Below are 13626 nucleotides of genomic sequence, written 5' to 3'. Positions count from 1 at the left end.
GCCTGCCGCCCGGGAGGAGACGCGATGCTGAAGCACAGGGGCTTTCCCGGCCGCCTTCCGGGCACCGATTTCCAGTTCACGATTCGCAGGGCGAACAAGGACGGCGCGACGCGGCTTGTCGCCCGTGAACGCTATGCCGACCGCCGCAATTCCGACCGCCGCGCCGACGCGGCGTTCATGGCCGCGCTGTGGGAGCATTTCGGCGGCGAACCCTTCGAGCGCGGCAATCTCGATGCAGGGCGGTTGTCCTGGGTCTTTGGCCGCGAGGTCGTGCCTGCCGAAGATCCTTTCGATCCCGAAAGCTACGACGCCCTGCTCAGAATTGACGTGGCGCGCGCCCGAATGGCCTTTCCCGACATCTTCGGCGGCGAGGGTTAGGCATGAATTTGCTCAGGGATTCGGCCTGTCGGCGGGAATCGGCCAAAATTGACTCGCCTGTGCGTTGTGGCCTTTTCTTTTGGGCGCAAGTGAGGAATCCTGACCAAGGACGCGGTGGACTGATACCCCTTCATCCCCGCGTCTTGTACTACCGTTACCCTTCCCCAACCCCCAGGCCTGACCCCATTAGGGTCAGGCCTACCCCCGTTCTTCCCGTCGCCATCCACGGTTTGCCGGCCCGCAGGCGGAACGATTTCCGTTCCGTCCGCGTTCCATCCGCAGTAAACTCCCGGCGCAACAAAAATCCGAACGGAGGCAGAGTAGGATGCGTATTCTCAAGATTCTGGTCGCGGTCGCGGCCGTTGGCTCTCTGGCGGGCTGCATGGCCAACGATACCGAGCGGGCGCTTGCCGGTGCGGTCGGCGGTGCCGTCGTGGCCGATGTGCTCGACACCAATGTCGCGGCCGGGGCGGCCGTGGGCGCCGCTGCGGGCGCGCTGTGCGACGACGCGGGTTTCTGCAGATGATCTGACCGGGCGGGCCTTCGGGTCGGCCTGCGGGAATGTTGACAGGGTCATCGGGGCTGCGGGCTCCGGTGGCCCTTTCTCGTTTATGCGCCGGGGCGGGTGCGGCCCGGCGGAATGCTGGAAAGGACGGAAATGTTCGAGAAGATCCTGATCGCCAACCGGGGGGAGATTGCCTGCCGGGTCATCAAGACCGCCCGCAAGATGGGCATCAAGACGGTGGCCGTCTATTCCGACGCCGACCGCCATGCGCTGCATGTGCGGATGGCGGACGAGGCGATCCATATCGGCCCGCCGCCCGCGAACCAGTCCTATATCGTGATCGACCGGATCATGGAGGCGATCAAGGCCAGCGGCGCGCAGGCGGTCCATCCCGGTTACGGCTTCCTGTCCGAGAACCGGCTGTTCGCCGAGGCGCTGGAGGCCGCGGGCGTCGCCTTCATCGGCCCGCCCGCAAGCGCGATCGAGGCGATGGGCGACAAGATCACTTCCAAGAAACTGGCGGCCGAGGCCGGGGTCTCGACCGTGCCGGGCTATATGGGCCTGATCGGGGATGCCGACGAGGCGGTGAAGATCAGCCGCGAAATCGGCTATCCGGTGATGATCAAGGCCAGCGCGGGCGGCGGCGGCAAGGGCATGCGCATCGCCTGGACCGACGAGGAAACCCGCGAGGGTTTCCAGGCGTCCCGGGCCGAGGCGGCGAACAGCTTCGGCGACGACCGCATCTTCATCGAGAAATTCGTCACCCAGCCCCGCCATATCGAGATCCAGGTGCTGGCCGACAAGCATGGCAACACGCTCTATCTGGGCGAGCGGGAATGCTCGATCCAGCGCCGCAACCAGAAGGTCATCGAGGAAGCCCCCAGCCCCTTCCTTGACGCGGCGACGCGCAAGGCGATGGGCGAACAGGCCTGCGCGCTGGCCCGCGCCGTGGGCTATACCTCGGCCGGGACGGTGGAATTCATCGTCGATGGCAGCCGCAATTTCTACTTCCTGGAAATGAACACCCGGCTTCAGGTGGAGCATCCCGTCACCGAACTGATCACCGGCATCGACCTTGTGGAACAGATGATCCGCGTCGCGGCGGGCGAGAAGCTGTCCTTCGGGCAGGCGGACGTCAAGCTGAACGGCTGGGCCATGGAAAGCCGGCTTTACGCCGAGGATCCCTATCGCAACTTCCTGCCCTCGATCGGGCGGCTGACGCGCTATCGCCCGCCGGCGGAATCGGCGCATGAGGCGGCCGTGGTGCGCAACGATACCGGCGTCTACGAGGGCGGCGAGATCAGCATGTATTACGACCCGATGATCGCCAAGCTCTGCACCTGGGCGCCCACCCGCGACCAGGCCATCGACGAGATGCGCACCGCGCTGGATGCCTTCGAGGTCGAGGGCATCGGCCACAACCTGCCCTTCCTCTCGGCGGTCATGGATCACCCGCGCTTCTGTTCGGGCGAGATCACCACCGCCTTCATCGCCGAGGAATATCCCGACGGTTTCGCGGGCGTCAGCCTGCCGCGCGAGGAACTGCGCCGGGTGGCCGCCGCGGCCGCGGCGATGTTCCGCGTGGCCGAGATCCGGCGCGCGCGCATCTCGGGCACGATGGACAATCACGAACGCAAGGTCGGCAGCGACTGGGTGGTGGTCGCCCAGGGCGAACGCTTCGCGCTGACCATCGACGCCGACCGCCAGGGTTCGACCGTGCGCTTTGCCGAGGGCGACGCCCACCGCGTCACCTCCGACTGGACGCCGGGCAACCCGCTGGCGGTGCTGCATATCGACGGCGTGCCGCTGGTGCTCAAGGTCGGCAAGTCGCCCAACGGCTACCGCATCCGCCATCGCGGCGCCGAGATGAAGGTGGCGGTCTTCACCCCCCGCCAGGCGGAACTTGCCGCGCTGATGCCCGAGAAACTGCCGCCCGACACCTCGAAATTCCTGCTTTGCCCGATGCCGGGCCTGATCGTCTCGGTCGATGTCGAGGAGGGCCAGGAGGTGCAGGAAGGCCAGGCGCTGTGCGTGGTCGAGGCGATGAAGATGCAGAACATCCTGCGCGCCGAACGCAAGGGCATCGTCGCCAGCATCAAGGCCGGCCCCGGCGCCAGCCTTGCGGTCGACGATGTGATCATGGAGTTCGAATGACCTTCCGGGCCGCCCCTTTCCCCCCACCTTCGGGGGCGGCCCGTGGCCGGGCTCAGTCCGACCCGGCGCCGCGGCGGTCGCGGATCTCCTGCTGGCGTAGCGGCATCTTGTCGATCGAACGGGTCAGTTCGCGCACGTCCCAGGGTGCGGGTTTGCGCAAGGCCACGTTGCCGTCCTTGGCCACCAGCACCAGTGCGAAGCCGCGCGGGCGCAACGCCTGGCGGAAGGCGCTGCGGGCGGCCGGATCGGTGTCCGTGATCACCACGACGTCGCGCAGCGCCAGTTCGTCCATCCGCGCGGTCAGCAGGTCCATCTGCTGGGCAAACCGCGGATCGGCCTCGCTGTCGGCGAACACGACCACGGGACGGGCAATCCAGTGGAACTCGTCCGGGCTGACCTCGCGCGCGTCCAGGATCGTCATGTGGTCCGCCTGCCAGCGTTCGAACGGCGTCGCCTCCTCCATCGCACCTGCGGTCAGGGCAAACGGGACGAGGGCGGCAAGTGCAAGAGATACGAGACGTTTTTTCATGAACCCTCCTGTCGCGTCCAGATATAGGCGCGCGGGAACGGAAAGCGAAGCTTGAACCCGCCCGCGGGCGGGGGAACGAGACGAAAAGGGACGATCCGATGACGGACAAGACCAGAAGCTGGGCCGAGATGGCCGCCAAGGAACTGCGCGGCCGCAGCCCCGAGGATCTGACCTGGGAGACGCCCGAGGGCATCCCGGTCAAGCCGCTCTATACCGAAGCGGATATCGCGGGCCTGCCGCATATGGGCTCGGTCCCCGGCGCGGCGCCCTATACCCGCGGTCCGCGCGCCACGATGTATGCCGGTCGGCCCTGGACGATCCGGCAATATGCGGGCTTTTCCACCGCCGAGGAGAGCAACGCCTTCTACCGCAAGGCGCTGGCGGCGGGCCAACAGGGCGTTTCGGTCGCCTTCGACCTGGCGACGCATCGCGGCTATGACAGCGACCATCCCCGCGTGGTGGGCGATGTCGGCAAGGCGGGCGTGGCCATCGACAGCGTCGAGGACATGAAGATCCTGTTCGACGGCATCCCGCTGGATCAGGTCAGCGTGTCCATGACGATGAACGGCGCGGTGATCCCGGTTCTGGCCAGCTTCATCGTCGCGGGCGAGGAACAGGGGGTGGACCGCGCGCTTCTGTCGGGCACGATCCAGAACGACATCCTGAAAGAGTTCATGGTGCGGAACACCTATATCTATCCGCCCGAACCCTCGATGCGGATCGTGGCCGACATCATCGAATACACGTCCACTGACATGCCGCGGTTCAACTCGATCTCGATCTCGGGCTACCACATGCAGGAGGCAGGCGCGAACCTCGTGCAGGAACTGGCCTTCACGCTGGCCGACGGCAAGGAATATGTGAAGACGGCGCTGGCCCGGGGGCTGGATGTCGATGCCTTTGCCGGGCGGCTGTCCTTCTTCTTCGCCATCGGTACGAATTTCTTCATGGAAATCGCCAAGCTGAGGGCGGCGCGCTTCCTTTGGCACCGCATCATGTCGGAGTTCGAGCCGAAGAACCCCGGCTCGCTGATGCTGCGCACTCATTGCCAGACCAGCGGCGTGTCGTTGCAGGAACAGGACCCCTACAACAACATCGTGCGCACGGCCTATGAGGCGATGAGCGCGGTGCTGGGGGGCACGCAATCCCTGCACACCAACAGCTTCGACGAGGCGATCGCGCTGCCCACCGAATTCTCGGCCCGGATCGCGCGCAACACCCAGCTGATCCTTCAGAACGAGACCAAGGTGACCAAGGTGGTCGATCCGCTGGCGGGCTCCTACTATGTCGAGAAGCTGACCGCCGATCTGGCCGAGGCGGCGTGGAATCTGATCGAAGAGGTCGACGAGATGGGCGGCATGACCAAGGCGGTCGCGACCGGCATGCCCAAGCTGCGCATCGAGGAGGCCGCCGCGCGCTGGCAGGCCGCGGTCGACCGCGGCGACGAGGTGATCGTGGGCGTCAACAAGTTCCGCCTGGCCAAGGAGGATCCGATCGACATTCTCGACATCGACAACGTCAAGGTGCGCGACAGCCAGATCGCCCGGCTGGAGCAGATCCGCGCCAGCCGCGACCCGGCGGCCTGCGACGCGGCGCTGTCCGCGCTGGAACAGGCCGCGTTCAGCGGTCAGGGCAACCTGTTGCGCCTTGCGGTCGAGGCCGCCCGGGCGCGCGCCACGGTGGGAGAGATCAGCATGGCGATGGAAAAGGCGTTCGGGCGGCACCGCGCCGAGGTCAAGACGCTCTCGGGCGTCTATGGCGCGGCCTATGAGGGCGACGAGGGGTTCGCCGCGATCCAGAAGGCGGTCGAGGATTTCGCCGAGGCCGAGGGGCGGCGGCCGCGGATGCTGGTGGTCAAGATGGGCCAGGACGGCCATGACCGCGGCGCCAAGGTCATCGCCACGGCCTTTGCCGATATCGGCTTCGACGTCGATGTGGGCCCCTTGTTCCAGACCCCCGAAGAGGCCGCGCAGGATGCCATCGACAACGATGTGCATGTGATCGGCGTCTCGTCGCAGGCGGCGGGCCACAAGACGCTGGCGCCCAAGCTGATCGAGGCGCTCAAGGCGCAGGGGGCCGAGGACATCATCGTGATCTGCGGCGGCGTGATCCCGCAGCAGGATTACGACTTCCTCAAGGCCGCGGGCGTCAAGGCGATCTTCGGGCCGGGCACCAACATTCCGACCGCGGCCAATGACATCCTGCGCCTGATCCGCGAGGCGCGGGCCTGACAGCACGGCCCCGGCGGCGGCGACGCTGCGTCAGATGCAGGCTTGCCATTGCATCCCCGCCCCGGCGGGGATCACATGCACCGGACCCGGCCGACAGGAGTGCCCGCGACATGCTCAGCCTCGATCACCTCGCCATCTCGGCCGAGACGCTTGAGGCGGGCATGGCCGCCGTCGAGGAACGCCTGGAGGTGCGGCTTTCGCCCGGGGGACGGCATGCCGCGATGGGCACCCATAACCGGCTGTTGCGTCTCGGTCCCGGCCTCTATCTCGAAGTCATCGCCATCGACCCCGCGGCGCCCGCGCCCGGCCGCCCGCGCTGGTTCGACCTGGACCGTTTCGCCGGGCCGCCGCGGCTGACGAACTGGATCGTGCGCTGCGACGATCTGGATGCGGCGCTTGCCCGCGCGCCCTCGGGCAGCGGCAGGCCGATCGAGCTTGCCCGCGGCGACCTGCGCTGGCGCATGGCCGTGCCCGAGGATGGGCGGCTGCCCTTTGACGGGCTGTTCCCCGCGCTGATCGACTGGCAGGGGGCGGCGCATCCCGCCGGGCTTCTGCCCGAAACCGGTTGTCGGCTGGCCGCGCTGGAACTGCATCACCCGCGCGCCGACGAGCTGCGCCTTGCGCTGCGCGGCCTGATCGACGACCCGCGGATCGCGCTGCACCAGGCGCCCGCGCCCGCGCTGCGCGCGCTGATCGACACGCCGTCCGGGCGGCGCGCGCTGGAATGACGATCCGCCCGGCCACGGCCCGGGATGCCGCCGCGCTTGTCGCGATCTGGAACCCGATCATCCGCGACACGACGATCATCTTTCATTCCGCCCGGAAGACGCCCGAAGGCGTCGCCGAGATGATCGAGACCCGCACCGCTGCGGGCCATGGCTTTTTCGTCGCCGAGCAGGACAGTGCGATCCTCGGGCTGGCCACCTACGGCCCGTTCCGCCCCGGCGACGGCTATGCCCGCACGATGGAGCACACGATCCTTCTGGCGCCGGGTGGGCAGGGCAGGGGGCTTGGCCGGGCGCTGATGGGCGCGCTGGAGACCCATGCCGCCGATGCGGGGGTGCATGCGATGATCGCGGCCGTCAGCGCCGACAACCCCGGCGGCATCGCCTTTCACGCCGCGCTGGGCTATGCCGAGGTCGGCCGCCTGCCCCAGGTGGGGGTCAAGGCCGGGCGCTTTCTCGATCTTGTGCTGATGCAGAAGATGCTTTCCGTCGCACCTGACACTGGCCCCGCCGCGGGTTAATCTCGCGGTCATGTCGCTGTGGTCCCGCATCTCTGCCGCTGTCTCTGTGCTTGCCAAGGGGGAAAGCCTTGCCACGGTCTTCGACCGCCTGCGCACGCCGCCCGAACGGACGGTGGCCTTCACCATCGCGGTGATCGCGCTGGGCGCCAAGATGGCCAAGGCCGACGGGCAGGTGACGCGCCGCGAGGTCGCGGCCTTCCGCGAGGTCTTTACCATACCGCCGTCGGAGGAAGGGAATGCCGCGCGCGTCTTTGACCTTGCCCGCCAGGACGTGGCCGGGTTCGAGGAATATGCCCGCCGCATCCGCCGCATGTTCCGCGGCCGCAAGGAACCGCTTTGCGACCTGATGGAGGGGCTGTTCTTCATCGCGCTGGCCGATGGCGACTATCACCCCGCCGAGGATGCGTTCCTTGCCCGCGTCGCCGCCGCCTTCGGCCTCAGCGAGGCGCAGTTCCGCACGCTGCGCGCCCGCTTCGTGCCCGATGCCGCGCCCGATCCCTATACCGTGCTGGGCGTCGATCCCGGCTACGATCTTGAGGCCATCCGCAAGGTCTGGCGCAAGGAGGTGCGCGAGACCCATCCCGACCGGATGCATGCCCGCGGCGTGCCCGAAGAGGCGATCCACCTTGCCGAGCGGCGGCTGATCGCGGTCAACGCCGCCTGGGAACAGATCCTTCAGGACCGCGCGGCGTGAGGATCGCCACCTATAACGTCGAATGGTTCAATGCCCTGTTCGACGACCTCGGCACTCTTCTGGACGATGACCAGCCCTCCGCCCGCACGGGCGTCACCCGTCACCAGCAGATCGAGGCGCTGGGCATCGTCTTTACCGCGCTGGACGCCGATGCGGTTCTGGTGGTCGAGGCGCCCGACGATACCGGCCGCCGCTCGACTGTCACGGGGCTTGAGAATTTCGCGCAGGTGATGGGCCTGCGCGCGCGGCGCGTGCTGATCGGCTTCACCTCCGACAGCCAGCAGGAAATCGCGCTGCTCTACGATCCCGACCGGATCAGCGCGCATCACGACCCGCAGGGCGATCCGACCGGAAAGAAGGGCTCGGCCGAGGCGCCGCGCTTTGACGGCGTGTTCCGCTGGGATCTGGACGTGGATGCCGCGGCCGAACTGATCCGCTTTTCCAAGCCGCCGCTGGAACTGGCGGTGCGAAGTGCGGCGGGTTTCGCCTTTCGGATGATCGGGGTGCATGTGAAATCCAAGGCCCCCTATGGCGCCTCGACCCCCGACGAGGTGATGCGCATCTCGATCCAGAACCGGCGCAAGCAACTGGCGCAATGCATCTGGCTGCGCCAGCGGATCGAGGCGCATCTGGCCGAGGGGGAGTCGCTGATCGTTCTGGGCGATTTCAACGATGGCCCGGGGCTGGACGAATACGAAAAGCTGTTCGGCCGGTCCGGGGTCGAGATCGTCATGGGCCTCGACGTGCCGCGCGAGATGCGGCTTTACGATCCCCATGCGCGACAGGCGCAACAGGGCCGATCCGCCGCCCAGCCCGCCACCGCCCGGTTCTACATCCATTCCGAGCGGCACTATCTCTCGGCGCTGCTGGACTATGTGATGATCTCGTCCGACCTGCGCGCGCGCCGCCCGGCCTGGCGGATCTGGCATCCGTTCGACGACCCGGACCTTTACCGCGTGCCCGAACTGCGCGAGGCGCTGCTGGCGGCCTCCGACCATTTCCCGGTCAGCCTCGACATCGAGCTTTGACCCGCCCTTGCCCGCGCCTATACTGCGCCCATGAACCGGATCGCCGCCCTTTGCGTAGCCGCCCTCGTCGCGTTCGGTCCTGCCGCCGCGCAGGAGGCCGAACCCTTGCCGGACGCGAAGATGCGCGAGGGGATGGACCTGCTTGGTCAGGGCATGAGGCTGTTGTTCAAGGGGCTCGGGGACGAGCTGGAACCCGCGCTTCGCGATCTGGCCGAGACGATGCAGCCCGCGCTGCGGCGGCTGGTCGAGATCGTGGACGATTTCGACGCCTACCAGATGCCCGAGCGGCTGCCCAATGGCGATATCCTGATCCGCCGCAAGCCCGACGCGCCGCCCTTGCCCCCACCCGACGATATCGAGATCTAGGCCCGGCGGATCCGCACGCCCGTCTCGACCCCCAGCGCCTTGGCCAGCGAGGCGAACCGCGCCTCGGCCACTTCGCCGAATAGCGGCTCGGCGCGGGCGTCGAGCACCAGTTCCAGCCGCTTCTTCTTGGGGAAATGGCGCAGTTCGGCCAGCGTGTCGGGCGTGTCCGATGAAAACATCGCGCCAAAGCGCAGCGCCTTGCCCAGAACCTCGGCCTGTTGCATCTGGATCGGGTCCAGCAGGCCGAACAGCCGTTCGAACCGGCTGCCTGCGCGGCTGTTCTTGTAGCGGTGCAGCAGCGACACGCCGAGGAACACACGCTCCCAATGCTCCAGCCCGCCCAGATTGGCCTGGGTCGCGGTGTCGAAACAGACCTCGTGGCGATAGTCGGGATGCGCGCGCCAGGCGGTGTCATGCAGGTGGCAGGCCGCCTTGATCAGCCGCCGCTTCTCGGGTCCCGCCGCGCCGAACAGTGGCAGCACGAAATTGTAGAGCCGCTTGCCGAAGCCGGGGAAGCGGGCGGAACTTGCCTCGACGAAACGGCAGGCCTCGACCAGCGGATCGCGGGCGCGCAGCTCGGCCGGCATCTGTTCGTACAAGAGTCCCTCGCGGATGCCATAGCCCGACACGGCGATCTCGCGCGGCTTCAGACGGGCGACCAGCCGTTTCAGCACCTGCACCGCGATCGGCACCAGCGAGAGCCGCTCGATCGAGATGCCGGTGCGGGCGCGGAGCGCGTCGACCCCGGTGGTCTCGATCCAGTCGATCGTGGCGGCCAGCGATTTCCGCGTCATCCGGTATTCGTGCAGCACCGTCAGCGGATAGCCGCGCCGCTCCATGTCGAGCCGGGCGATCGCGCGCCACGACCCGCCCACCAGGAACAACCGGCCCCGCGAACAATCCATGCCGCGGGCCAGCGTCTCGACCTCCTGGGCGATGAACTGGGTCAGCCCCTTCTTGCCGCCCTTGACGTCCTGCAGTTTCAGCGGACCCAGCGGCGAGGTGCGCCGCTTGCCGACCCGGCCGCCGTCCAGTTCGGCCAGTTCGACCGACGAGCCGCCCATGTCGCAGACGATCCCCTCGGCACCGGGCCAGCCCAGCAGCACGCCCTGCGCCGACAGCCGCGCCTCCTCGGCGCCGTCGATCACCCAGGGCCGCAGGCCGGTCTCGCGCTCGATCTGGCGGCGAAAATCGGGGCCGTCCTCGGCATCGCGCATCGCGGCGGTGGCAACCACCGTCAGGGGGGCCGCCCCCATCGCCTCACCCAGAAGGGCAAACCGCTTGAGCGCCGCCAGCGCGCGCCGGCGCCCCTCGGGCGACAGCCGCCCGGTCTGGCCCAGCCCCGCGCCCAGCCCGCACATCACCTTTTCGTTGAAAAAATAGGCCGGGCTGCGGGCCGCGCCGTCGAACACGACCATCCGCACCGAGTTCGACCCGATATCCACGACCCCCACGCGAGAAAGCGCCCGCGCCTCGGGGCCGCCGAACAGGGGGCGGCCAAAGGGTTCCCATGCTTCTGGGCGGTCGTCGCCGCTGCCGTCCATCTGCTGCCTTTCGCCCCTGGCGTGCCGGGACTCTGCCAAGCACGTCCGCCGTCGTCAATCGGCGACGTTCGCCAACCGGGGCACATCGGCCGCCCCCGCGGTGCCACGGCCCGACAGCGACGGGTTTTCCATGAAGAACCTGTGGCAGTTGAACGCGTCCGGTCCCGCCTTGGCCCGCACGAAGCTGCCATCGGGCTGCATGACCCAGCTTTGCGCCTCGTCGGCCAGATTCGCGGACATGACCTGGTCCACGATCTGCGCCTTGACCGTGGGGTTGGTGCATTCCACCAGCGTTTCCACCCGGCGGTTCAGGTTGCGGCCCATCCAGTCGGCCGACGAGATATAGACCCGCGCCCTGGGCGAGGGCAGGCCATAGCCGTTGCCGAAGCAGACGATGCGGGAATGTTCCAGGAAGCGGCCGATGATCGACTTGACGCGGATATTCTCGGACAGCCCCTTGATGCCGGGCCGGATGCCGCAGATCCCGCGCACGACAAGGTCGATCTTCACCCCCGCATTGGACGCGGCATAAAGCGCGTCGATCACGTCGGGCTCGATCAGCGAGTTCATCTTGGCCCAGATCCGCGCGGGCCGCCCGGCGCGGGCATGCCCGGCCTCTTCGGCGATGCGCTGCAACAGCGTGGATTTCAGCGACAAGGGCGAGATCGACAGGTTCTCCAGCCCGTCGGGCTCGGCATAGCCGCCGATATAGTTGAACACCTTGGTCGCATCCCGTCCCAGCGCCGCGTCGCAGGTGAACAGCGACAGGTCGGTATAGATGCGCGCGGTGATCGGGTGGTAGTTGCCGGTGCCGAAATGGGTATAGGTCACCAGGTTCTCGCCCTCGCGGCGGACCACGGTGCTGATCTTGGCATGGGTCTTGTAGTTGATGAAACCATAGACCACATGCGCGCCCGAGCGTTCCAGCCGCCGCGACTGGCGGATATTGGCGGCCTCGTCGAAGCGGGCCTTGAGCTCCACCAGCGCGGTGACCGACTTGCCATCCTCGGCCGCCTCGCACAGCGCCTCGACGATGGGCGAGTTCTTCGACGTGCGGTAGAGCGTCTGCTTGATCGCCACCACGTTCGGGTCGCGCGCGGCCTGCTGCAGGAAGCGGACCACCATGTCGAAGGTCTCGTAGGGGTGGTGCAGCAGCATGTCCTTGTGCCGGATCGCGGCGAACATGTCGCCCTCATGGTCCTGCACCCGTTCGGGCACGCGGGGGGTGAAGCTTTTCCACAGCAGGTCCGGGCGGTCGTCGATCACCAGTTCCTTGAGATCCGCCAGCCCGATCAGACCGCGCACCTCGATCGCGTCCTCCTCGGTGATGTGCAATTCGCGGATGATGACGGAGCGCAATTCCTCGGGCGCGCCCGAGGACATCTTCATGCGCACCACCTCGCCCCGGCGGCGGCGCTTCAGCGCGACCTCGAATTCGCGCACCAGATCCTCGGCCTCTTCCTCGACCTCAAGATCGCTGTCGCGCAGCACGCGGAAGGTGCAACTGCCCACCGCCCGATAGCCCGGGAACAGCAGGTGCAGATGCATCAGCAACGATTCCTCCAGCGGCAGGAACCGCGCCTGCCCTTCGCGCGCGGGCAGGCGGATGAAGCGGTCGATCTGGTGCGGGATCGGCAGCAGCGCCTGCAAGGGCTGGCCGTCCTTCTCGCGCTCCAGCTGCAAGGCCAGGCAGAAGCCGGTATTCGGGATGAAGGGGAAGGGATGCGCCGGATCGATTGCCAGCGGCGAAAGCACGGGAAACACCTGTTGCAGGAAATGCTCGCCCAGATGCACCCGGTCGGCCTTGGTCAGCCGCGAGCGGGTCAGCAGGTGGATTTCCGCCTCTTCCATCAGTTTCTTCAGCCGGTTCCAGCTTGCCTGCTGCGCCTGCAACAGCCGCCGCGCATCGCGGTCGATCAGCACCAGTTGCTCGGCCGGGGTCAGGCCATCATCGGCGGGCGTGGTATTGCCCTTGTTGGCCAGTTCGCGCAGGCCCGCCACGCGCACGGTGTAGAACTCGTCCAGGTTGGTGGCCGAGATCGACACGAAACGCACCCGCTCCAGCAGCGGCACGCGCGGGTTGTCGGCCTCTTCGAGGACACGCCAGTTGAAGCCCAGCCAGCTGAGTTCGCGGTTGAAGAACCGCTTCGGCCCCGTGCGCTGGGCTTCGGGAATCTCGACGGGCGCGGGGAAGGGGGCTTTGAGGAAATCGGCCTGGGTCATGCTCGTGCTTATGAATTCAGGGTGTGACGGCTGAGTGACAGTTATCGGGCCTCGGGCAGGGTCTTGTCCAGCACCGTGCGGGCCAGCCGGAGGCCCGGCCGATGCCCGGTGGCCAGCGCCTCGCGGTCGATGGCGGCGACCGTTTCTGCGGCGGCGGCGAAGGAGCGTTCCATCCGGTCCACGAGATAGCCGATCAGATCGGGTTTCACCGCCAGTTGACGGTCGGCGAACAGCTTGACCAGCACCGCGGCCAGCAGCGCGTCGTCGGGCGGGTCCAGATGCGCCGTTGCGGCGGCCTGCATCCGGCTGGCCAGATCGGGCAGCCCCAGCCCCCAGTCCCGCGCCGGGCCGCGCGCGGTGACCAGCAGCGCGCCGCCCGATGCGGCCAGCAGGTTGTGCAGGTGAAACAGCGCCGTCTCGGCCGTGCGGTCGCCACCGATCCGGTCGGCATCCTCGACCGCCACCGCACCCGTTTCGGCCAGCGCGGGCAGATCCGCGGCCGGGAGATCGGCGGCGTAACGGACCGGGGCGCCGGTCAGTTCCGCCCAGACATTGGCGAGATGGGTCTTGCCCGATCCCTCCGGGCCGATCAGCACCAGCTTGCCGCCCGGCCAGGCGCGCCAATCCTCGATCTGCGCCACGGCGATCTCGTTCGCGGGCGCCACGAAGAAGGCCGCGCGCCCCCGTGCGGGTCGCACGGGCAGGTCGAGGATCAACTGGCGGGCCAT

General features: G+C 67.8%; 13 protein-coding genes. 9 read left to right on the top strand and 4 right to left on the bottom strand.

What is annotated here, in order from left to right:
• The first annotated feature begins 24 nt into the window (after nt 1-24).
• The 3 genes from NHN26_RS11080 to NHN26_RS11070 all read left to right on the top strand — a co-directional run bounded on the left by NHN26_RS11080 (nt 25) and on the right by NHN26_RS11070 (nt 3037).
• Entirely contained in the window at nt 25-378 is a 354-nt protein-coding gene (locus NHN26_RS11080; protein ID WP_253089541.1) for a hypothetical protein, read from the top strand.
• A 325-nt stretch (nt 379-703) separates the two neighbouring features.
• Entirely contained in the window at nt 704-904 is a 201-nt protein-coding gene (locus tag NHN26_RS11075) for a hypothetical protein (RefSeq protein ID WP_253089540.1), read from the top strand.
• A 132-nt stretch (nt 905-1036) separates the two neighbouring features.
• A complete protein-coding gene (locus NHN26_RS11070) occupies nt 1037-3037 on the top strand; it encodes an acetyl-CoA carboxylase biotin carboxylase subunit (protein WP_253089601.1) in 2001 nt (666 codons plus the stop codon).
• A gap of 52 nt (nt 3038-3089) precedes the next feature.
• Here NHN26_RS11070 and NHN26_RS11065 read toward each other — a convergent pair whose 3' ends face one another.
• Complete coding sequence (locus NHN26_RS11065) at nt 3090-3566, bottom strand: DUF4174 domain-containing protein (protein ID WP_253089539.1); 477 nt, start codon at nt 3564-3566, stop codon at nt 3090-3092.
• 98 nt (nt 3567-3664) lie between these two features.
• On the opposite strand from NHN26_RS11065, the gene scpA reads away from it, so the two are divergent.
• From scpA to NHN26_RS11035, 6 genes are all read left to right on the top strand, one after another.
• Nucleotides 3665-5797 (top strand): methylmalonyl-CoA mutase, encoded by a 2133-nt coding sequence (gene scpA, locus NHN26_RS11060; RefSeq protein WP_253089538.1) that lies wholly within the window; start codon nt 3665-3667, stop codon nt 5795-5797.
• Between the two features lie 110 nt (nt 5798-5907).
• On the top strand, nt 5908-6525 hold the full coding sequence (locus tag NHN26_RS11055; RefSeq protein WP_253089537.1) for a VOC family protein: 618 nt from the start codon (nt 5908-5910) through the stop codon (nt 6523-6525).
• Nucleotides 6522-7043, top strand: a complete 522-nt coding sequence (locus tag NHN26_RS11050; RefSeq protein WP_253089536.1) for a GNAT family N-acetyltransferase — start codon at nt 6522-6524, stop codon at nt 7041-7043. The genes NHN26_RS11055 and NHN26_RS11050 overlap by 4 nt, the downstream gene beginning before the upstream one ends.
• A gap of 10 nt (nt 7044-7053) precedes the next feature.
• Nucleotides 7054-7737, top strand: a complete 684-nt coding sequence (locus NHN26_RS11045) for a molecular chaperone DjiA (protein ID WP_253089535.1) — start codon at nt 7054-7056, stop codon at nt 7735-7737.
• The gene (locus NHN26_RS11040; RefSeq protein ID WP_253089534.1) at nt 7734-8765 is read left to right on the top strand and encodes an endonuclease/exonuclease/phosphatase family protein; all 1032 of its coding nucleotides are present in this window, start codon (nt 7734-7736) and stop codon (nt 8763-8765) included. Before NHN26_RS11045 ends, NHN26_RS11040 begins: the two co-directional genes overlap by 4 nt.
• 30 nt (nt 8766-8795) lie before the next feature.
• Nucleotides 8796-9131: an AAA+ family ATPase gene (locus NHN26_RS11035; protein WP_253089533.1), complete on the top strand. Its 336-nt coding sequence runs from the start codon at nt 8796-8798 to the stop codon at nt 9129-9131.
• On the opposite strand, the gene NHN26_RS11030 is transcribed toward NHN26_RS11035, so the two are convergent.
• The 3 genes from NHN26_RS11030 to NHN26_RS11020 are packed head-to-tail and all read right to left on the bottom strand — an operon-like array spanning nt 9128 to nt 13626.
• A complete protein-coding gene (locus NHN26_RS11030; protein WP_253089532.1) occupies nt 9128-10675 on the bottom strand; it encodes a Ppx/GppA family phosphatase in 1548 nt (515 codons plus the stop codon). The genes NHN26_RS11035 and NHN26_RS11030 overlap by 4 nt on opposite strands.
• Nucleotides 10676-10729: 54 nt before the next feature.
• A complete protein-coding gene (locus NHN26_RS11025; RefSeq protein ID WP_253089531.1) occupies nt 10730-12898 on the bottom strand; it encodes an RNA degradosome polyphosphate kinase in 2169 nt (722 codons plus the stop codon).
• 41 nt (nt 12899-12939) lie between these two features.
• Nucleotides 12940-13626, bottom strand: coding sequence for a P-loop NTPase family protein (locus NHN26_RS11020; RefSeq protein WP_253089530.1), 687 nt, complete (start codon nt 13624-13626; stop codon nt 12940-12942).

Source organism: Rhodovulum tesquicola, assembly GCF_024128855.1.
GTDB classification, from domain to species: domain Bacteria; phylum Pseudomonadota; class Alphaproteobacteria; order Rhodobacterales; family Rhodobacteraceae; genus Rhodovulum; species Rhodovulum tesquicola.
Note: the sequence above shows the minus strand (reverse complement) of the source record. Positions and strands in the feature narration are given on the sequence as shown.